18 protein-coding genes are annotated in these 22,554 nt (G+C 38.2%); 5 read left to right on the top strand and 13 right to left on the bottom strand.

Annotated elements, in window-relative coordinates; translation table 11 throughout:
* Positions 1–104: 104 nt before the first annotated feature.
* Positions 105–728, top strand: coding sequence for a TetR family transcriptional regulator (locus FA048_RS03960; protein WP_136838905.1), 624 nt, complete (start codon positions 105–107; stop codon positions 726–728).
* On the opposite strand, the gene FA048_RS20180 is transcribed toward FA048_RS03960, so the two are convergent.
* The 13 genes from FA048_RS20180 to FA048_RS03900 all read right to left on the bottom strand — a co-directional run bounded on the left by FA048_RS20180 (position 700) and on the right by FA048_RS03900 (position 19,807).
* Positions 700–945, bottom strand: a complete 246-nt coding sequence (locus tag FA048_RS20180) for a CBU_0592 family membrane protein (protein WP_449421250.1) — start codon at positions 943–945, stop codon at positions 700–702. The two genes, FA048_RS03960 and FA048_RS20180, sit on opposite strands and share 29 nt — an antisense overlap.
* 356 nt (positions 946–1,301) lie before the next feature.
* Entirely contained in the window at positions 1,302–2,552 is a 1,251-nt protein-coding gene (locus FA048_RS03955) for an exo-beta-N-acetylmuramidase NamZ family protein (protein ID WP_225872470.1), read from the bottom strand.
* A gap of 392 nt (positions 2,553–2,944) precedes the next feature.
* On the bottom strand, positions 2,945–4,903 hold the full coding sequence (locus FA048_RS03950; RefSeq protein WP_205943413.1) for a glycoside hydrolase family 97 protein: 1,959 nt from the start codon (positions 4,901–4,903) through the stop codon (positions 2,945–2,947).
* 134 nt (positions 4,904–5,037) lie between these two features.
* A complete protein-coding gene (locus FA048_RS03945; protein WP_225872469.1) occupies positions 5,038–6,708 on the bottom strand; it encodes an FAD-dependent oxidoreductase in 1,671 nt (556 codons plus the stop codon).
* Positions 6,708–7,454, bottom strand: coding sequence for an SGNH/GDSL hydrolase family protein (locus tag FA048_RS03940; RefSeq protein ID WP_136838904.1), 747 nt, complete (start codon positions 7,452–7,454; stop codon positions 6,708–6,710). Before FA048_RS03940 ends, FA048_RS03945 begins: the two co-directional genes overlap by 1 nt.
* A gap of 24 nt (positions 7,455–7,478) precedes the next feature.
* A complete protein-coding gene (locus tag FA048_RS03935; RefSeq protein WP_136838903.1) occupies positions 7,479–8,633 on the bottom strand; it encodes a glycoside hydrolase family 88/105 protein in 1,155 nt (384 codons plus the stop codon).
* 7 nt (positions 8,634–8,640) lie between these two features.
* Entirely contained in the window at positions 8,641–10,212 is a 1,572-nt protein-coding gene (locus FA048_RS03930) for a glycosyl hydrolase family 28 protein (RefSeq protein ID WP_136838902.1), read from the bottom strand.
* Between the two features lie 2 nt (positions 10,213–10,214).
* Positions 10,215–11,372: a glycoside hydrolase family 76 protein gene (locus FA048_RS03925; RefSeq protein WP_136838901.1), complete on the bottom strand. Its 1,158-nt coding sequence runs from the start codon at positions 11,370–11,372 to the stop codon at positions 10,215–10,217.
* A gap of 57 nt (positions 11,373–11,429) precedes the next feature.
* A complete protein-coding gene (locus FA048_RS03920) occupies positions 11,430–12,560 on the bottom strand; it encodes a SusE domain-containing protein (RefSeq protein ID WP_169306809.1) in 1,131 nt (376 codons plus the stop codon).
* Positions 12,561–12,649: 89 nt separating this feature from the next.
* On the bottom strand, positions 12,650–14,494 hold the full coding sequence (locus tag FA048_RS03915; protein ID WP_136838899.1) for a RagB/SusD family nutrient uptake outer membrane protein: 1,845 nt from the start codon (positions 14,492–14,494) through the stop codon (positions 12,650–12,652).
* An 11-nt stretch (positions 14,495–14,505) separates the two neighbouring features.
* Complete coding sequence (locus FA048_RS03910; RefSeq protein WP_169306808.1) at positions 14,506–17,829, bottom strand: TonB-dependent receptor; 3,324 nt, start codon at positions 17,827–17,829, stop codon at positions 14,506–14,508.
* 193 nt (positions 17,830–18,022) lie between these two features.
* Positions 18,023–19,156 carry a FecR family protein gene (locus FA048_RS03905; RefSeq protein WP_136838897.1) on the bottom strand — a complete coding sequence of 378 codons (1,134 nt, stop codon included), beginning with the start codon at positions 19,154–19,156 and terminating at the stop codon, positions 18,023–18,025.
* A 78-nt stretch (positions 19,157–19,234) separates the two neighbouring features.
* Positions 19,235–19,807, bottom strand: coding sequence for an RNA polymerase sigma-70 factor (locus tag FA048_RS03900; protein ID WP_136838896.1), 573 nt, complete (start codon positions 19,805–19,807; stop codon positions 19,235–19,237).
* 494 nt (positions 19,808–20,301) lie between these two features.
* Between FA048_RS03900 and FA048_RS03895 the strand changes: the two genes are divergently transcribed.
* From FA048_RS03895 to FA048_RS03880, 4 genes are all read left to right on the top strand, one after another.
* Positions 20,302–20,853, top strand: coding sequence for a DUF2975 domain-containing protein (locus FA048_RS03895; protein WP_136838895.1), 552 nt, complete (start codon positions 20,302–20,304; stop codon positions 20,851–20,853).
* 2 nt (positions 20,854–20,855) lie between these two features.
* Positions 20,856–21,062 carry a helix-turn-helix domain-containing protein gene (locus tag FA048_RS03890; protein WP_136838894.1) on the top strand — a complete coding sequence of 69 codons (207 nt, stop codon included), beginning with the start codon at positions 20,856–20,858 and terminating at the stop codon, positions 21,060–21,062.
* Positions 21,063–21,162: 100 nt separating this feature from the next.
* Complete coding sequence (locus FA048_RS03885; RefSeq protein ID WP_136838893.1) at positions 21,163–21,684, top strand: hypothetical protein; 522 nt, start codon at positions 21,163–21,165, stop codon at positions 21,682–21,684.
* Between the two features lie 92 nt (positions 21,685–21,776).
* Complete coding sequence (locus tag FA048_RS03880) at positions 21,777–22,499, top strand: hypothetical protein (RefSeq protein ID WP_136838892.1); 723 nt, start codon at positions 21,777–21,779, stop codon at positions 22,497–22,499.
* The last annotated feature ends 55 nt before the right edge of the window (positions 22,500–22,554 follow it).

Below are 22,554 nucleotides of genomic sequence, written 5' to 3'. Positions count from 1 at the left end.
GACCAGATTATTTTATTAATTGAACGTTCATTCAATCTATTAATAAAAATAATTTGCGAAATACACTTGCTTTGTTTAGTTTGCCTTATTAAACCAGTAATACAATGGGACGTAAAAGCCTAAAAGAGGCGAGAAGACAAGAAATTATCAAGGTGTTTTATCAAGTTGCCAAAAAAGAGGGCTACGAAAATACCTCTATAGCCAAGATTGCTAAAGTAATGGATATTAATCCTAGCCTAATTATACATTATTTTGCAACTAAAGAGGGACTGACCTATGAGTTAATTGACCATATTTTAGATAGATACCTATTGATATATACAATTAAACATAAGGGTGAAGCCACATTGGAGGACTTGCAGGGAACAATTGAAATGTTGTTTTCGAAAAAGTGGAATCTCCTTTTTGATGATGGACTTTTTTATACTTTTTATGCCCTTGCTTTTAGGGAAAAAAAGATAAAGCTCAAATATAAGCTCATTTTGGACGCACTGCGTAATGGTCTTGCTACGATGATTGAACAATGCAATAAGCAAGGAGTTACAGATGTAAAAAGCCCTCAGGTAATGGCCGATTATATTTTTGTATTGGTAGATGGAGCGTACTTCTATCTTTCTATGGAAAGTGATAAGACGGCCTATTCTGAACGCTTAGACTATTATAAACAAAAAGCCTATGAAGCACTTTCAATTCCGCCTGTTAAGGTTGTTTCTTCTGCCGCTTGCTAAATTGCCTGCTCAGGGCGTATAAGCCAATCGACATCCATAGTACATTTGCGGCGGCATTAGGAAGATCATGCGTATCTAGTGCAGTTAATGCCAGGCACAAACCGCCCACTATGTTGAGCGCCTGGAAAGCAAAAGAATTTGCACGGATTTTTCTCATGCTCAATAAAAGATATCCAAGCGTACAAAAAACTACTCCAGACCATCCTATAATCGACATTATCATTTCCATATCATATTAGTGTTCGCTGTATACTGATAAATTAAGAACCGGTAAAAATTTGGCAATTTACCAGCTATTAAAACGCTGGTTAAATATGGTAAAAATATCAGTAAATAGTTTAATTGAGGCGCAATAATTGAACTCATTCTCTTATGGTCGGTGTTATCACCGTATCATTGAAAGTAGATTATTAACTACGTAGTGGTTTGGTGATAAACTCAGCCACACTGAAAAGATTATTCGCCTTCTAGTCCTCCCCCTACCCCCTCCAGAGGGGGACATACATGTCTGATTATTCATATAATTAGCGAGTGGCCAGATGGCAACACAAACCAAAGTGAGCACCAATTTAATTAATCTGGATATAAAAGATATTTTGTGCGTATAGCCTTAAACTTTGATAATCCAGGTTCCCAGCTTTTTCTGATTTCTGCTTCAGATACACCGGCTATAATCTGCTTTCTCAATTGATCTGTACCTATACGCAAGTCAAATGGAGATACGCCTGTATTGGCTCTTTCCTGCCCAAAGAAATGTGCTTTATCAGGATATGCCTTATAGAGTTCGATTAACCATTTTAGATTGAGCTGACGGCTCTTGCGTAAATTGCTGATATCATAGTTGCGAAGGTCGAGACCATAACAAACAGAGTCTTTGTGGTTAGGTCGCTCGCTCATTCCGGGAATACCTACCGGTTTATATGAAAATGAATACTTGCCTTTTAATGCAGGTGCTCCCAAAATAGTAAATGGCATATAAGTTCCCCTGCCTTCATTAATAGCTGTTCCCTCGAACATACATAAACTCGGAAAAAGCATCACCGCTTGTTGGGTATTTAAATTCGGCGATGGATTTATCGGCAGTTCGTAAGGCATGTTATGATCGTAATTGGCCACTTTTATAATCTTTAATTTGCATTGCTCTTTTAGGTATCCTTCGCCGTTAAGGTATTGTGCAAATTCTCCTATGGTCATACCATGCGTCATAGGGGTATAATGTATCCCGATGACCGATTTAAATTTATCATCAGTCATTACAGGTCCATCTACTACATAAGCATTGGGATTAGGCCTATCAAGAATAAGCAGTTCTTTGTTGTTTTCTGCGCATGCTTCCATCACATACTCTAGCGTATTGATATTGGTATAGTAGCGGCAGCCTACATCCTGAATATCAAAAACCATTAGGTCGATGTCTGCTAGTTGTGCTTTTGTTGGTTTCTCGTTTTTGCCATATAAGGAGATAATTGGAATGCCAGTTTTAAGATCTTTCTCATCGCTTACCACAGCTCCATTACTGGCATTGCCCCTAAAACCATGCTCAGGCCCGAACACTTTTACAATATTAATTCCAAGGCTCACCAAACTGTCTACACTGCTTTTCTTGCCAATAAGGGAGCTCTGATTGGCAACCAAGCCAATTCGTTTTCCTTTTAGGTAAGACAAATATTTTTCTGTCTGGTCGGCACCCGTAATAATTCTCCCCTTATTAGATGTGCTTTGCTTTGACGATGCCATTTGTGCGGTACAATTAATGTTGCTGATCGCCAGGATTGTTAAAAAAAATATAGCAGTAAATCTCATCATTTTTAGCAGGGTTATCATTTCTCTTTTGTTAGTAGCGCTAAGCAGAATACCTGAAAGCCACAAGAGCTAAATTAGTAATTTTGGCTAAAGTATCATACATATATCAACTTCGCTCAGCACAAACTGGTTCAGGATGACCATATTTGGGCATACAGAATTGGATGATTTATTGGACCTTACTATTTACTCAGAATTTCTTCGAATGGTAGGTGCTCTCACCATATCATTAAAAAACCAGGAAAAATGATTTCTGTACTAGCTAAGACAGTCTATTTTTGCGATTTCCCAACATTTATTACAGCCAACCTGGTATAAATTTCTAACAACCGCTTGATCTATTAGCAATTTTTTCAAATGCTTACCAGCAAGCCTTGTCCGTCTTTTTCTTGTTCCAAAATGGCGGGTGTAACCTAAACTTTTGAAACAATTCCAACCCAACCCCCACCTGTGGTAAGCTTAATATTTAACTTGGTATTTTTGGTTACCTTAATGGTTTCCATTTTAAAATCTTTAGCATTACGATCTGCGTTAATTCCATCTTTCCATACCTTTACTGTATAGTCCCCCTCCCCTAAGAACGAAAAATCAATCGTCATTTCTCTAGCCGTCCAATTGGTCATAGCTCCGATGTACCAGTTTTGGTCTACCCCTTGACGAGCAATGGCCACATATTCGCCAACTGAAGCCGCTAAAGGAATACTTTGTTGCCAAACTGCAGGAACGGCTGCAATGAACTGCATGCATTCAGGTTCGCGTAAATAATGAGAGGGCATGTCGCACAACATTTGCAGTGGACTTTCATATACCACATACATTGCCATTTGGTTACAACGCGTCCCTAAAGTCATGGGCTCTGAAGGAATATCTGCAAAGGCATTTTTCTGCACGTTAAGCATGCCACCAGGAGTAAAGTCCATTGGTCCTGCAGCCATTCTAATAAATGGCAAAGTAGCCGTATGTTCTGGATTAATCGAGCCCGCAAACTTGCTAATTTCATTTCCTAGCACTCCTTCGGAGGTCATCACATTGGGGTAAGTTCTACTCCAACCTGTTGGTTTGTAGGCACCGTGGAAATCAACTAAAAGCTTTCTTTTCGCGGTGGCAATAGAGATCTTCTCATAATAATTAACCATATCTTGATCATCGCGCTGCATAAAATCTACTTTAATCCCTTTAATGCCCCACTTCTGGAAAATATCCAATGCTTCATCCAATTGTTTATCCAATACTAACCAGCTGGCCCACAGAATAAGGTCTACCTTTTTACTTTTCGCATAGTTAGCCAATTCTTCTACATTAATATCCTTAGCCTGTTTCATTAAATCTCTGGTATCGCACCAACCTTCATCAAGCAACACATACTCAATGCCATATTTCGCTGCAAAATCAATGTAGTATTTATAGGTGTCGTTGTTAATTCCTGCTCTAAAGTCTACCCCATAAATATTATTGTAGTGCCACCAATCCCATTGTACTTTACCTGCTTTTACCCAGCTAAAATCACCCGTTGCTGGTCTCCCTAAAATGTAGGGCAATTGATTTGTTAATAAATCGGCATCGGTTTTGGCAATCATTAAAATGCGCCAAGGGAAGTCTTGTTTCCCTTCAATTTTCGCAATAAAGGATTCTCGTTCCTTCACTTGCTCATCGCGGTCACTGGTTACTTTTTTAACTTTTGGATAATGCGGGAAAACCGCTTGAACTCCGCCTTTGCCATTTCCAGTAACCCACATGCCTGCGTAGTTAAAGAGATTAGATTCTGTAAGGAGCACTTTGGTTTGTGCAACATCAAACAATACGGGTAAACTTGCCATTTTTTTAGCGGTGATGTCACTCACCGTATATTTCTTGTAAACTCTTTCATTGTGTGAAAAGAAACTTTCCTCTTCTGGATACCAAGATTTTGTGGCATTTGGAAAATTGATACTTGCCTTCTCTTCTAATACCTGATAAGGCCTGGTGCTTTTATTAATCCACCGCCAAGCTAAGCCATTGTTGTAGGCTCGCCATTCTAAAGCTAATCCGTTTGCAAAATCTAGGCGAAGCTGACTGTAGTTGTCTTCAACTTGCTTGCTTTTTTGCCATACTACTGGAGTTAAAGTTTGATTACTTTTGCTCGGTGTGGCTTTGCTCACTTTCCATCCCGCAGCTTGTTGGTCTGTTTTAAAAGAGACGACAGAGTTGGTGACTAATGATTTTACACTTTGTGAAATTTCATAGTAAATGCTATCAGCCACATTAATTGTGGCACTAATGCTTTGATCTGGTGAGGTTAAAGTATATTTCTTTTGCGCCCGTGCAGAGATTCCGCAAATCAGCACAACAAATAGTAAGGTAATTTTCTTGGTATTCATTAATTGTAGGTTCATTTGTTTATTTATAGTGCCTTGTGTTGGAGGCTAATGGTGTTCATATTTATTCAATTACAATGAGTGAGGCTTTTCATTAAAGGTTTTCCATAAGAATTCTCCAAAAACAGTGTTGCTCCAATCTTGATCTTTTTTTAAGGTTTTCCATTCCAATTTAAAGTTTGTTTTTGTTTCAGTAACAAAGTTTTTAACTGATTGTAATTAACTTCTTGTACGGCCGTTCTGTTATCAATAGCTAATGAGGCGGCTGTAGCGGCTGATTCTCCCAATATCATAAACACTGGTTCCATTCTCACCGAACCATAAGCAATATGAGAAGAGGAAATGCAAATTGGCACCAAAAGATTTTTACATTCCGTAATTTTCGGCACAATAGCATTGTAAGAAATTCCATAAGGTTTGGGTGCTTTTACGCCAATATCTCCTTCGTTTTGTACGTAACCCTCGGGGGTAACATAGCGTTGTGTATGATGCGAATCAAGGGAGTAAGAACCCATTCCAATCGGTTTAGGGACTTCCTTTTTACCAAGCACTTCATTTTCGCTCATCACAAAAGCTCCAATCATCCGCCTAGCTTCTCGTACATAAATTTGGTGTGGCCAATTGCCATTGTCTTTAAATTCGTCTTTCGCTAAGCCCCAGGTATTGAGTTGCTGCTGCAAATCTTTTGGAATACGAGGATCAGTTGCCATGAAATACATCAATCCTTTTTGATAATTTTCGTGGGCTGCGATAATCTCTTTTCTCCTTTGGTAAGAGGCTTCTGGATAATCGTAATTCATCCCAATATAATCCGTACTAAATGGACCATGGTTATTTGTATCCGTTTTACGATTTGGCAGTGGGTCATATTTATTAAAAAGTGCTTTCCATCCGCTATTGAAAACACGAACCAGCAATTCATAATCCAAAAGATTATATCGATCTGGTTTCGGAAAAGCCACTCTGTTTTCTGGCACATTGGTTAAACACATTCTAAAGCAATAGGCCTGAAGTTTATCATCTGCAGTTCCATTTGGACTCGGTGTTTCATTTGAAATTCCAGCAAGAAGACCGCTCTTTTTGTCACCAGGAATTTTATAGGGATCTATTTTTGTAGCAAAATGATGTTGGTGCTGAAAAACCAGTGTTTGTACACCATTCCAGTTTTCTCCATAGGTGGTATTGGCTTCTCGGCCTACATGATAGCTTACTTTTGCAGCAGCCATCAAATCACCTTCGTAAGTGGTATCAATAAAAACTTTTCCAATAAATTTCTTCCCGCTTAAAGTAGTGATAGCCAAGATATTTCCATTTTTCATTAGCACACCACTTTCCCTATTTAATAGCTCATCCCGATAGATTTTGAGCGTATTTTCCTTCACAAAATCTTCCATAATCTGTTCTGCAACATGCGGTTCAAAAATCCACATCGTTCGGTCTGTACCATCAATTGCAGGGGTTCCCTGACCTTTATTGCCATATTCAGTTTGCTGCTGCCAAGGCCATGATTGTTTATCTTGATAATGAAGATAAACACGATGGTAAAATTCTCTGGCTAAACCTCCAATTACCCCTTTATTGCCGGTATCTGTAAAGCCTAGGCCAGAAGCTGATAATCCACCCAAATGGCGATCTGGGGAAACGATGATTACTGTTTTTTTCATTCGAGTGGCTTGAACAGCAGCTGTAATTGCTGCTGAGGTACCTCCATAGATGATGATATCGGCTTTAAATTCTTGCGGTTTCATTGGCTCAACTGCGGAAATAGAGAGCTGAAAAAACAGCAAAGAAATGAAAATGGCGGTCAGTTGTTTCTTCATCATTAAGCGATTAGTTTTTTTAAATAAGCAGGATAACTATCTCGATCTATACTTCCATCGCCCTTGGTAATGCTATCTCCAAAGCAAACGATTTGATTTTTGGGTAGTTTTGCTGATACAAGATAATCATATACTGATAGGGCAATAAACCGATAGCCATTTGCGGTTGGGTGTATGCCGTCTTTTTTATTAGAATTGGCTTCGTTTTGGAGGAGTGAATCACGGTCTAAATCTATTTTTCCAATAACTTCGAAACGATGTCCTAAATCTAAGAAATGAAGCTTATGTTGATCGGCAATTTTCTGGATAACTTCATTTACCTGCTTTCTCCTCCCCTGAACACCTTCGGGTTCATAAAACTTTGCGGGATGCCTGGTGAGTAAATAAGGTTCGTAAATAGGTAATATACTCATGATTAAGAGTTTGCTCCCAATTGCTTTTATTTTCCGAACAATTGAAATTAGATTCTGCTCATATGTAGCCAAAGGAATGTATTTCACACTATTCATGTCATTCGTACCCACCATAAGTATCGTTAACTTAGGTTTGTAGTGCAAGCAATCTTGCTCAATTCGAGCTAAAAGATCAGCCGTGTTATTGCCACCAACACCTGCATTAACAATGTTAACCGTTGTTTGATCCTGCTTGACAAAGAAAGTATGACTATAAGAAGGCGAAAGTTTATTCGCTAACGTAAGTCCAAGCAAAGCAGCACTCCCATTTATCATTTTCCTCCTAGTTAATTTCATATCGCGTAACCATTGATTGATTGATTATTTTAATTGTAAAGCAAATGCACTCCACAATACAGGTGCTTGCCCATGCATATCTCCAGTAATTCGTTTTCTATCCAAATAATACTGTCGGCTGTTTTCTTTATTGGTGCCTTGGCAAACTTCTCTTACATCACCATTTTGATCGATGTAATTTACAATGGCTAGCCAAGCTTTTCGAGCAATTGGACCATATTCTTCTTCATTAAGCCATCCATTTTTAACGCCCGTAATCATGGCAAAAGCAAACATCGCCGTTCCTGAGGTTTCTGGCCAACTTTCTTTATCGTCTATCAATTGCAACCACATGCCTTCTGGTGTTTGGTGTTTTTTTAAACTAGCCATCATGGTTTGATAACCTTTTAAAATCTTTGGTCGGTTTACATTGTCTTTTGGTAAGGAGGTAAGCAATTCGGCCATTCCTGCTGCCATCCAACCATTTCCTCTGCCCCAAAAAAACGGCACATCTGGTGCGTGGTAGAACAAGCCATTTGGTCGTTGGATAGAATCGAGGTAAAAAGCCATTTCATGCGCTGCTCTATTGATGTATTTAACATCGCCTGTGGCACGATAAGCTTGTGATTGGATATTGGTAATCATGTACATGTCGTCAATCCAGATCCTGGTTTGCCAAGTTAGGCCTTTTGACAAGAGTGCTTTATAACTGGCATTTTCCTTAGCAGGCATGGCCCACTGCTGATCGGCGAACCATTTTCCCATATCCAAATAAACCGGATTTTGATATTGCATAGCTAACTCCAAGGGAATTGATCCAAAAATATTCGGGTCTACATGATCTGGTCGAGGCTGCAGGTTTTTCTTTTCAAATAATAAGGGCCGGAAACGCAACTCCAATTGATCGGTTATAGGCTTATTGCCAGTTACGCGGCCAAATCTTAAGGCACCATACCAAGCGCAAACTTCTGAATAGGTGATGGAGCTGGGTGGCGTAGTGAATCCAAAATTGGTATGTGGCGTGGCAATAAATCGTTTGCTTAATTTGGTGCCAATTTCTAAAGGAGAGGCTCCTTTTGGCCAATTTTTAAAGTATTTCACTTGTGCGTTTGCACTCAGGTGTGGAAGTAAAAAAAGACCACCACATGCTATTCCAATGCAAGCAGTGCTGCTTCTCCAAATTCGTTTTAAAGCTTTCATCAATTCTTTAAGGTTTAACTTTAATATTTTCACTAAAAGTGATATCGGTGATATTCATCTCTTTCAAACTTTGAGCTGCTTGGGTTTGATTGGGCATCACCACATTTTTAAAAGTGAGGTCACAAATGGAGTTAACTTCGTTTATCCCTTTTATTTTAACTGGAGATCTACCCGCATCTCGAACTTTGATATTGCGCACCAGTATATCGCTAATTGGACCACTTCCTAATTTATCTCCATTTTGCATAAAGAATATTGCCCAAGTGCGGTGGTCATCGTTCTGATAGCTTAATCGCTCAATATCAATCCCATCGAATACCACATTTTTCACGTAGGAAGCTCCCCATTTGTGGTGGATTCCAATACCTACCGCAGCATCATAGACTACACAGTTTTTAAATTTAATAGCGGTTTGTGGCTGCATTATCCCTTGGCCAATTTTAAAGCCATAGCAATAGGTCCACGAAATACAATCTTCAAATGCCACATTTTTTTGAGGGAGCGGCTTACCGGGCCAGTTTCTGCACAGATCTGTATCCTGTTTCCAAGTCTTTGTAGAAAATGGATCATCAAGGGCAATGCCGATGGCGTGTTTCACCAATACATTTTCTGATTCGATCACATCTACCCCATCGTTCTCGCCCATATCAAAGCGATTAAAGAGTTTAAAATTGAGCAGCTTTACATTTTGCGAGCGAATTGGAAGCACTGCCCACGCCCCTGAGTTTCTAATAATCAAACCGTCCATCACAAAGTTTTCCGTACCCATGATGGCTAAAATGTGGTTACCTATGTTGCCTTTTTCTGTGGCAATTTTCCCATTTCCATCTAAGGTACCAGCGCCATAGAGATTGATGTTTTTCGCGCCTGCTTTGGTGTAAATCCACCAGGTAATATTTCGGTTTTGCGATGCTTTTCTGGCATGCGCGGTATAGTCTTCCGCCCTACCGGAAAATAGAAATACCGCACCCGGTTCAAAATAGACTGAAATATTACTTTTAAGTTCGAGGTTACCGATGAGATATACACCGGCAGGAACATATATTGTACCGTTAATAAATGTTGCAGCTGCATCAATTGCTTTTTGGATAGCGCTTGTAGTTAACGTTTTGCCAGTTTTATCGGCTTTAAAATTAATATCTACATTAAAAATGCCTTTCCCAACTGGTTTTGGCAACGAGATTGCTTGTTGATCTATAGCAATGACCAGTTCCCGCTTATTATTAATTTTAACAATCAGATAAGCTGCACCATTTAAATCAAAAGTAAGTTGATTGCCCTTTACTTGCCCATTGATACCCAGCTTTTTAGGACTGATGTTATAATTCTTAATCTCTTGATCTGTTAAGGATATAGAAATCTTGAATTGTCCTTTGCTCACTGCAAAATGGGCATAGTCATATTTGTCATTATAGCTTACAATTGGGATTTCAACTACCCCAGCGGCTAAGGTAAACTGTGTAGATTTTTGATAGATTGAAGGCAATGGGTAACTAAATACCTTAGCCTGCTGAATTTTATCCGCATAAACAAATGCGGGCAAGAGCAGGTAAAATAAAATGCATGCTAGTTTCTTCATGATTAATTGGTTAAAGCACCGGCCCTTTTAAGCTCTTCCAATGCTTCAAATAACATGATGGCACTCAACTGCACAGAAGCATCTCCATTCTTCGTAGTTGGCTTGGTAGCCCAATCGTTGCCAAACACATTCTCGGGTGATTTTAAAGCTTTGTTGTATAAACTTTCGCCATTCGTTTTTAAATACTTCACATAAATTTGCTTCGTATAAGGATCAAGTGCATTCTTAAGCACCAACTGGGTCATGTACCTGATGAAAATACCTTTGAATAGCCCTCCATCTCCAGAGTTTTCTCCTTTAAGAACACCATTAGGTGAAAATTTAACCTGATCGTTGATCACGTAATTCGCATTACGAACGGCATCGTCTAAGTAGGGCTTTTCATTGGTGATGGTGTACAGTTCCAGTCCTGCTCCTAGCCATGTACCTTGGTTATAGGTCAGAATCATGCCTTCTGCTGTATTTCCATAACCATCCCAAACCACGCCTCTTGCAGATTCAACCAAGTACGTTCTCATCCAAGTGTAGATTTTTTTCGCCCAAACCAAGTCATCTGGGTTATTATTCAATTTGTACAAGCGAGCTGCAATAATTGCCGCTGGAGCATTCGAACAAGCATTTTTAGAAGATGGAGAGCCTGTTGCCCACATAATACCACCATTATTCACGGTAGTCCATCCCACTTTGATCCAAGTCCACAATTGCTCTGCTACATTTTTATATTCTACATCGCCTGTTGCATCATAAGCTCTTAAACAAGCCAATGCCCACCATTGCATATCATCGTAAAATGTGTTTTTATAGGTATTACCATTTTTCACGAAACAACCATTCAACAAGGCTTTCATTTTAGGTAAATACTTGGCATCTTTTGTTCTATTGTAAGCATCAACTTGCACATCAAGGGCATGGGCATTCCACCAATAGTTAAATCCAACATTCCCGGTATTGTTATGGTTGTAGTAATTTTGGGTTTGATTGTAAAATTCAGCATCAAGTGCTACGTGCGCCATATTTGCCGCTTTCGCAAAATCTACTTTTGGATAGGTAATCTCTGGTTCTGGTGTTGCAACCGATCTGGTTTCTTTTTTACAGGCAAAAAGAGTCGCTGCTAATCCAATTAAGGTAATTAGTCTGGTTTGTTTTATGATAGATTTCATTTGATATAATTTGATAAGTAAGCATGTTTCTTTATTGAAGAAACATGCTTCATAAAGTTATTTATAGGTTATTTTATGCGTATAATCTGCTAATGCCGACATTCTGAATTCCACATCGGCGGTTGCTTCCAATGCAAATTTGAAAGTAAAATCATATTGCGTATTGTCTACTGGTTTCAGCAAATAATAAGTTAATGCTGTGGTAGAAGTTGGTTTCACATTATCTTTAACAGATCCTCCCCAATTTTTAACAGTAACGTTTCCTACAGCATCTTTTTCGGTTACCCTAAACTTATAACGTTCATCTCTTCCCCAGGTTTCAGGTTTCCAGGCAATAGCCGCATTGTTTAGCTTCCACACTCCTTCCGCATCATAATCTAAGGTGTATTTAATGGCATTAAAGCCAGACACCCAAATTCCGACGCTTTGTATTTCTGTAAAGGTTGCTACTCCGGTATTAAAGTCGATATTAATTCGATATACCTTTTTTGTGGTGGTTGGACTGGTAATTTCGGCAGCTTCTTTAACCACTCCAGCATCAATAACTGCAGTTAAAGTGGTGGTAGTTGTGTTATCTATTAACTTATAATTACCTGCATTTAACGAAGTGTAAACTTCAAACACCCCATCACTTAGTCTTTTCAATGGCAATGCTTTTTTTAGATCTGCACCGCCTTCGGTGGCTGTTCCTGTAATAAACAAGGTGGTTGGGTTTTCTGCAATCCCGGTAGGCCTGGTTAATTCCATGGTTGCACTTGCCGACGTGGAAGCAACAACACCGTTAGAGGCTTCAATTCTCCATTTAACTTTACCCGTTTCCAATTGTTTGATGCCAGCAGCATAAGCCACTTTGTTCATCTCCCGATGTGATATGGCTACTTTATTGTCATACCCCAATCTGGTTGAAACTACCGTATAAATGGGTTTAGTGAAATCGCCATTTTCTTTGGCGAAAACCACCTTATAAAATGGAGCGGTATAATTGCCAGTTTTAGATTGGTCCCATTCAAATGTAACTACCGCATTGCTTGATGGATTGATAATGACTGCGGTGTTATTATTAGGTGCTTTAGCAACTGGATCAGTAATCGTAGTTTCTACTAGATTAGTTTCGTCTTTTTTGCATGCCTGCATCAAAATGAGGCAACATATGCTTAATGCAAATAAATACTTTATCGTTATTTTCATTGGAATATAATTGATTTTTAAAGGTGATGAAGCTATCATGAGTTTCAAAGATTCGGAACTCATGATAGTTCATGATTTCATTTTATTTGTTACCACCAAGGATTTCCGACGAGATTTTTATCTCTGTTGAGTTCGCTTTGAAGAATGTTCCACAAGTAATGCTTTTTGGTGAATACACGCGTTTCGAAAACTGTTCTTTTCTGAAAATCAGCGGTTGTGGTTCCATTAGTAGCATTCATTCCATAAAATGGACCATTTTCTACCTGTTCGGCAATCTTCCACCTTCTGGTATCAAAAAACCTGAAATTTTCAAAAGCTAGTTCTACTCTTCTTTCTTGACGAATAGCTGCTCGCATATCCGTAGGTGGAAGAATTTGACCTGCTCCACTGCCGTATTGAGGAATTCCAGCTCTTTCTCTAATCATATTCAGATAAGTAAGTATATCTGGATTGGATGGATCATATTCATTTAATGCTTCTACATAATTCAAGTAAATTTCTGCAAGCCTCATTTTAATTTCAAATCTTGGTGAAATGGTTACTGGACTTAACAAAGAGGTAGATGGACTAGCCAATTTTCGGGTAGAATAACCTGTTTTAGACCAATTAGCACCAGTATAGCCACCACTTGTACCCCCATAAAACATGTTCAAGACTAGCGGATTTGCCTGTGTTCCACCGGCTGCGTTAATCCACTTACTCTGGTTAAAAGAAATAGCCACATAAAAGCGGGGCTCACGGTTCACATACATCATCGATGCACCTGCTGCATAATTAGGGGTAGCAGTTGAAGTAAATCCAATTTCAGTATAACCGGATGCAGGATTGATAATTGGGCTTCCGTCAGTATTGTAACCCGTAACTGGTGGCAAACCATTTGCCATAAAGTACGAGTCCACTGCAGATTGTGTTGGCCCCCATGAAGACCATCCACCAGCTGGCCTTGGCGCCCCATTTTGATCATAAGGGGCAACATCTGATGCCTTAACGAAAATTGATTCAGAATTCCAATTGCTCAAAAACACATTTTTTAATGAAATAGCTGGACTATATACACCGCCTGTATTAGCCAATGGCTCTTTATATAAGGAATAAACATTGAGGTTAATCACTACCTTTGCTGCGTCAGCGGCTTTCTTCCATTTGTTCTGATCATAAGTTTGATTAATCAGGTTTTTACCATCGATGTTTTTGAAATCGGCATAGTCTTTATTTCCATTAAACAATGGGCTTGCTGCATAAAGTAATAGCCTAGATTTAACACCAAGCGCAATCCCTTTATTCATTCGGTTATAATCACCTGTTGGAATATCTTGCTTTGGCTCTTGAAGATCAGGATAGGCTTTATCTATTTCTGAAGCAATATAATTTACACATTCATCGTAACTACTTCTAGACAGGCTAACTTCTTCAATCGTAGCATCGGGTGCAAGAGGTGCTTCAGGCATAATCACAACTGGTCCGTATTGTCTTAAAAGCATAAAATAGAAGTATGCCCTCAGCATACGAGACTCAGCCCTCCATTTGGTTAGCAAGGCTGGATCTGTAATCTTATTATTTTCTGGAACCGCATTTTGTATAAAGTAAGAGGCATTACGAATTGCTTTATAATAAAAATCCCAATAGTTGTAATTGGTTGTTGCCTTGGTCCAATTCGTGTTCATGGTAAACATAGGATAGTTCACATAGGTTACGTCCATTTCATCTGAAAGACCTTCCCATGGCACATTTTCTCCACTATGGTCTGTTTCGCTTCTGATGTTGGAATACACATTTGCTAAAAAAGCCCTTGTTAGATCATCTTTTTGAAAAACATCTTCAATGGCTAATGCATCATCAGGTATTTGGCCCAAAAAATCTTTCTTACAGGCGCTTAAAAAGCTCATCACCATCACCATGGTAACGAATGCTAGATATTTTAAATTTCTTTTCATTTTATATCAGATTAAAAAGATACGTTAAGGCCTAAACTGTATGTTTTGATGTTCGGATAACGGGTTCCGCTACCATCACCCATTTCAGGATCGAACATTTTGTAGGGACTGAACGTTAATAAGTTATAACCAATAAAGTATACCCTCATGTTCTTTACACCAACTTTTGTAAAAGTTGTTTTAGGAAAGGTATAACCGAAATCAAGTGTTTTTAACCTCAAGAATTTACCGTTCATTAGCCAATGGCTACTGGTTGCAGAATAGTTTTGGTTAATATCGGCACCATAAGAAAGACGCGGATAAAAAGCATCCTGACTAGGGTTTTCTGGGGTCCATCGGTCTAAGATATTCTCGTAAACACTACCCCTTGCCGGACCACTTCTAAATGGCATGAAAACATTAGACAAGTACAGGTCTACGTTGCCAATTCCTTGGAAAAACGCGCCTAATGAAAAGCCTTTATAGGCAATGGAAGTTCCGAAGCCATAAACGATCTGTGGTAAAGAGCTGCGTCCAATGGCAGTTTGATCAAACTCACTGATGATGCCATCTCCATTTAAATCCCTAAATTTGATATCTCCAGCTTGTACTGTTCCCCCTGCAGTACGTGCAACAGACGGATTGTCTATTTCTGCCTGGGTATAATATCCCTCAGAGATATAACCAAATCTCTGTCTAATTGGCCAACCCCTACTTTCTTGATAATCGTATTGCTGTAATGGCTGATCATTTTCAATGACCTTATTTTTGTTGTAGGTAAATGTACCTCTAAATTGTACATCGAACTTGCCCATTCTTTTACTGAATTCGCCAGTAATATCTATCCCCTTGCTGTTATTTTCGCCAAGGTTACCCAATAAGTTAGCAGGTAAACCCACGAAATTTGGAACAGAGGCACGTTGTAAGAAGATGTTCTCTCTTCGTCTGTTAAAGAAATCTATCTGTACGTATAAGGCATTGTTAAAGGTTTTAAATTCTAAACCTAAGTTGATATCCTTTTCAGTTTCCCAAGTAACATCAGAAGCAAAACGTGTAATGGCCAATCCGTTTACGGTGTTTGAACCGATAGTTTGTCCGAACGAATAACCTCCCGCGCTCGCCACTTGTGCTAAATAAGTGAAACGATCTCTAGCATCTGGATCGCTAGAGAAGATATTGATTTTGCTATTTCCAACAATACCATAAGATGCTCTCAACTTTAACAATTGGAAGGTTTTTTGGATGTTGCCAAAGAATTTCTCGTTCGAAACAACCCAACCAATGGCGTAAGAAGGAAAATAACCAAAACGTTTAGATGGTGCAAAGTTTTCAGCCCCATTATACCCTAAACTAACTTCAGCAAGGTATTTTTCATTATAAGAGTAAGTTGCTCTCCCTACTAAACCTAAATTACGATAAGGTAAAGATAAGATCAAGGTTGTAGCTGAAGAGATTACCTTATCTGTTTGATTATACAGTAATAAACCACCAATATGATGCTTTCCGAATGTATTGTCGTAGCTAACCGCACCTTCTAAATAGAACTGACGCTCACCGCCATTATCCTTAGAAAAAACCAAGAAATCACTTCCAGATGGTGCGGCAATATCATAGACCAGATTACCATTTGCATCCCTGCTCCGTGCATAATTTGACGCAGGAGCTTTAATTCTCGCTAACCTATTAGTATTTCTGGCATCGAACGCAAACAAAACACGCGTTGATAATCCTTTCACCAGAGAGCTCAAGTCTTGAATAACCCGAATATCTGAATTGATCTGATTGTTATAAGTAGAAACGTACCCTCTATTCGTTAATAATCCATATGGACTGTTCATACCACCACCTGTGGATACAAATGGCTCTTGTCCGTTCGGGTATAGTCCGCTCGGATAAATGGTTGGATAAGTTTCAAATGCCTCTGCAAAAATCTCTGAGGTTCCTGTTCCTGGATAGTTTCCATTTCCGATAAAACCTTTAATACCAAGATCGATAACCGTTGATTTTGTTGCATTGATATTTAACCTAGAAGCAAAATTATAGCGGTCGAAAGATATTTTGGAGTCATATTTCTGAAGATCATCCGTTTTAAAAAGTCCATTTTCGCTATATAAACCTGCAGAAACATAAAAGGTTGCTTTATCAGAACCTCCGCTTACGTTCATGTTTGCTTTTCTGTTGTTTCCGAAGTTGTTGAAGATTTCTTCCATCCAATTCACGTTTGGATAAAGGATGGGATCTTCTTTGGTAAATGTTTTGCGGATAACATCTTCCGAATACCTTGGTGAACCTCCACGTGTGGTATTGGCTTCGTTAGCCATTTGTAAATAAGTTACGCCATCTGCTGCTTTTGGAATAGTGGTAAACTCTGTTACCCCTTGATAATAATCGAAGTTAAATCTTGTTTTCCCTGCCACCCCTTTTTTGGTGGTTACCAAGATTACGCCGTTTGCGCCACGAACACCATAAACCGAAGTAGAAGAAGCATCTTTAAGGATAGTAAAGCCTTCTACATCATTTGGATCAAGGTTAGAAAAACTTCGCTCTACACCATCAACCAAGATAAGTGGGGCATTGTTACTGGTAGTGTTTAAACCACGAATGAAAATATCAGCCCCGTCTAAACCTGGCTCTGCACTGCGTTGTACACCCACTAAGCCAGATACACGACCCGCCAATACGGTAGAAAGGTTGGCCACAGGTTGCTTTAACTCTTGCACATTAAGACTAGATTGCGCACCCAATGTTTCAATCTTTTTCTGTTTTTGTCCGTAAGCAACCACGATAACTTCATTTAACGCGTTGTTAACTGGCTTTAAACTAACGTTAAAGCTTCTTCTTTTTTCAACTGCAACTTCTGTTGTTTCATACCCAACATAAGAAACGATCAGCGTAGCATCTTCCGGCACTTTAATGATGAACTCTCCTTCTGTAGATGTTTGCACCGTTAATTTAGCTCCTTTTAAATTAACAGATGCTCCTGGAATTGGCTGGTTATTCTCGTCCAATATTTTACCTGTAACAGTGATATCAGCTAATACTGGCTTTAACACCACAGGTATTTCCTTTTTGCGAAGGACAATCGTGTTTTGATTAATGGTAAAGGTAAATGGTTGGTTTGCAAAGCACTTCTCTAACACGCTTTCGAGATTCTCATTTACCGCGTTTATAGTAATGGGCTTTGCATTTTTAATTAGGTCATCCTCATAATAGAAGTTAAAGTTACCTTGATTGCGCAGGGCTTTGAACACCTTTTCTATGGGTGCGTTTTTAACATTCAGATTGATTTTCTGAGCATGCGTTTCAGCGCTGAGCTGCAGCGAAAAAGCAAACATTAAGATCAAAATAAATTTCATACAGAAGAGAAATTTAAAAGGCATAGTGGTTGATCCACAACATGCCATTGTGTTAATTTTTTTGTACATTTGGTTAGTAAGTTAAATGATAACTTGTTTGATATAGGTTTATTTGATTTGCATTTGGCTTTGTCCGAGGACCTAAAGTGGCTCAAACACTTTGGGTCTTTTTTTAGCCGTTATTGAGTATAGTTTACTTCATAACGATGATCCTCCTTCCATGGATTTTGAATTTCACTGAACCAGTTAATTCCATTATTTTTAAAACAGCCTCTACCTCTCCAAATCTGGAAATGGTACCACTGTAGTATTGATTGTCAAATTTCCCTTGGTATTCAACCTCTACATCGTACCACCTGGAAATCTTCACCATGATATCATATAAGCTTTCATGGGTAAACAAGAAAAGGCCATTTTTCCAAGCAATCACCTCGTTTGCATCCTCAAGCGTAGAAAGTTTAAGATTTTTGCTCGTTTTAAGGTTAACTACTTGTTCGCCTGGTTTCATTAGCGCTTCTTCTCCACCTTTGTGAACAATAACTTTACCTTCTAGCAAAGTTGTTTTAATCGCCACTTCTTCTGGGTAGGCATTCACATTGAAGTGTGTACCTAAGACTTCAACTTCCTGATTATTGGTTTGAACAATAAATGGTCTTGCTTTATTCTTTGAAACTTCAAAATAGCCTTCTCCATTAAGCTCAACCTGTCGTTTATTACCACTAAAAACCAATGGATATTTTAAGAAAGATGAAGCATTTAACCATACTTTGGTGCCATCTTGTAAAATAACGGTGTACTGACTTCCCCTAGGGGTTTCAATGGTATTATATTGCTTAACGTTGCCTGTAGTGGAAACCGTAGCTAATACTTCGTAAATTAGCTCGCCATTTTTAGTTTTCTTAATTTGAATGCCAGCAGTGCTATCCAAGAATAGCGTTGAAGCATTTTTATCAAGCAATATTTTTCTACCATCAGCCAAAGTTAGAATAGCTCTATCTGTACCAGGTAAGATCTTTTCTTCTGCTAGTTTTGCTGTGATATCTTTTTGATCTTTTCTAGCTAATCCGAAATACAATGTACCACCAACTGCGATTAACAAGGCGGCAGCAATGCTTATTTTTTTATAGAAGTTTAATTTCTTTGTTGACCTGGGTAAAGGAAGTTTTGCCTCAATCCATTGAAGATCGGCTAGGATCTCATGTTCTTTTAGCGGTTCGGGATTTAGAAGATAATCACGATAAGAGTTTTCAACCAAAGCACTTTCTGCTTCAGTACAATTACCTGAAAGATAACGATTTATGAGTTCCTTGATTTGGTTAGGCTGCATGTTTTAAAGGATGGTTAATTATCCTCATCAAACTATAGACGAACAACTTAAAGGTATAGGGTAGAAAAATTTTAGCTTTTAGGTTAAAAAATAAAATGCGAGTAAAATCCTCAGTTTAGGACGCATAATTTTCAGGGCATTTTGGATTTGTTTCCGCACGGTTTGTTCGGAAATAGCAAGCTTTACTGCAATTTCCCGATGCGTAAGATGTTGCATTCTACTCATTTTAAAAACCTCACGCATTTTTCTTGGAAGTGCGGCAATTTCATCCTCTATCATCTGCATCAATTGTTTTTGCCTTATAAGATGATCAGTAACATCATTCTCATGAAAGGTATAATTTTCAACAAACGAGATATAATTGGATTGCAGATTTTTGTGGGCAAAATAATCAAGTACACGATTACGCATAGCAGTATACAAGTAGGAAGAGAGCACCGTCTTAATTGTTGTTTCGCTACGTTTTACCCAAAGGGTTGTTAACAAATCTTGTGTAAAATCTCTAGCAAGTTCTCTTTCGCCCAATTTTTTATAAGCGTGTAAATATAATAAGCGGCTATACCTTTGATAAATTTCCTTATATGCAACATGGCTGTCCTTTTGCAAAAGGGCAAACAATTCCTCATCAGAATGGTGGTGAACAGTGCTCATATTGGTTAGTGTTAAGCAAATATAAATAAATAAACAAGCTATACAAATCTTTCTAAAACGTTTTACTATCAAACTAATAGGTATTAACAATATGCTTGATGAGCTGTCGATCATAGGTAGTCAGCAACAGAAATAAATTTCTGTTGCTGATCTGAAAAAATACAACGAGGAATTAAAATTTGTGTGTTGTTGGGTGATGAGTGCAGAAAAAAAGTCTGATGCAATTTCCACATTTAGAAAGAAGCAAGATACACCAAATCTAGTCTTAATAAGATATTGAAGGGATCTATAAGTCAAAGGGGGGGAATCTTATAAAACAATAGAATCCTTAAAATTAGCCAAATAAATCACCTATTGATTTCCTTGACTTCACTCAACACAAGTTGGCTCAATTCAGTATTCAACAAATATTTATTGTTAAATGTAATAAATTTATTGTTTTTCGATAAATATTTATTTATAATTGCATCATCATTATTTAAACAAAAGAAATTATGGAAATTAAAATTACAACTAAACAGCTTTTGAATGTATTGTATGTTATTGCCTGGATTATATTTATTGGGCTATGCATTGAGGCTGGGGGAATTATTTTCAATACCTGTTATATCATGTTCGTTAATGAATCTACATCAAATTCTTGGTTAGGCTCAGAACTTTCGGGTCTTTACCAAAACGATACTGCCCATTTCATAACAGTGATCTCTTGTATATGTATTGTAGCTGTAATGAAGGCCTTGTTATTCTATCTCATTGTTGTTATTCTACATGATAAAAAGCTAAACATGGTTCAACCATTCAATAGTAGCGTGGGGCGTTTTATTTTTAATCTATCATATTTGTCATTGGGTATCGGCTTGTTCTCTTTAGGTGGTGTAAGATACCTAGAGGGGCTGGAAATAGAAGGTAAAGAAATGTCAAATATCGCACAATTACACTTGGGGGGAGGAGATGTGTGGTTGTTTATGGGCGTTGTTTTGCTCGTAATTGCGCAAATTTTTAAAAGAGGGATAGAAATTCAGGAAGAACACGAACTAACAGTATAATTATGGCAATTATTGTAAACCTAGATGTGATGATGGCTAAACGAAAAATGTCATTAAATGAACTTTCTGAAAAGGTAGAAATTACGTTGGCCAATCTTTCCAACCTCAAAACCGGAAAGGCAAAAGCAATTCGATTTACTACGCTAGATTCAATTTGTAAAGCATTAGCGTGCCAACCTGCAGATATTTTAGAGTATACGGATAAATAATAAGATTGATTCATACAAGTAACCGTGCGCAATCGGAATAAAAAAGAGCTGAACTGTAGCGAATCGACGTCTGTCTTCGTTTACCTATAAAACAATGCTGATGAAAAGAAACGCCTATCTGCTCCTCCTGTTAGTTGTAGCAACATTTACGGGATGTAAAAAAGAAAAAATAGAATATAGTAATGAGTTTGAAAAAAGTGCTAAAGTCTGGACAGCTTTTAAAAATGCTTCGAACAATTCTTACAGCTACACTACCAATACCGGATCATGGACTGGCTATTCATCAGAGACTACACTTACTATTGTAAATGGGAAAATTATAGGTAGGACGTTTATTTCAAAAGGTTTTAAAGACAATAGCAATACTGTTGTTGTTTTGGAACAATGGCAGGAAGATGAAAGTAGCCTCAATACACATCAAAGCGGTGCTTCATTATTGACTTTAGACCAGGTATATGAATTAGCCAAAAATGAACTACTGTTAAAAAGAGACAATGCCAAGGTTAGCTTCGAGGCTAAAAATAATGGTTTAATCTCTAGTGCCGGATATATAGAAAACGGTTGTCAGGATGATTGCTTTATGGGAATAAATATTAAATCTATCAGTAAATATGTGCCTTGATTTAACTATCCTAGGTTAGCAAATTGGTGTAATTTTTGTTTTTATCGATAAGTTATAGCTAGAAAACTGACAACATACGTTTTAAATGAATTATGAAGATAGCTGTTCCTGCATATATAGCATTACTATTCCTGACTACGGCATGTAGTCAGCATAAATTGGAATCGAATAATTCGTCTAATGTTGAATTACCGACTAAAGTGCAGCAGGAATGCCTTCCTGGAGAAGAATTAGTGTATCGCGACGATGTACTTTCTACTTTCACCGAAGATAAAATAAGAGGAGAAGGCATCGTTTCTTTCCAAATGAAAATTAACGACAGATTTACTATCTACAACCAAGATGATGCTGTTTTTGGGGAAATGGTTTTAAATGAAGACGGCACATATTTTACACTCAATATGCCACAAAAGACCATAGCCCGTCGAGTGACACCACAGGATGATTTTGCTTCTTTTGATTTTGACGCGGAGACAACAATTGCAGATAAGGATTACCTGATTATCTATGTAAATAAGGAACAAAGAAGAGTAAAAAAAGCGGAACTCAACTATTCATTAATTACCTGGCCTGATTATTTAAAAAACAATAACATTACACTGAAGGCCTGTAATCTTTTGAGAGATAAGGCTCATGAACCAATAGCTGCGAGTATAGATCAGGTATTTGAAGTGACGGCAGTTAAAGGAGATTTGATAAATATTAAGTCTAGCAAAGAATGCCTACCAGATGGAGTTGCTTATAAAGCCATACAGGGCTGGGTAAAATGGAAATCTGGTGATACTTTAATGATTAAGTTTACTGCTTGTGATTAGGTTGCAACCATACTCAAATATCTATTGTGTTGATATCCGAGGCATTAGGCTCCAT

The organism is Pedobacter polaris (genome assembly GCF_005116505.1).
Classification (GTDB): Bacteria; Bacteroidota; Bacteroidia; order Sphingobacteriales; family Sphingobacteriaceae; genus Pedobacter; species Pedobacter polaris.
The sequence above is the reverse complement of the archived record's forward strand: the minus strand, read 5'-3'. Positions and strand labels throughout refer to the sequence as shown.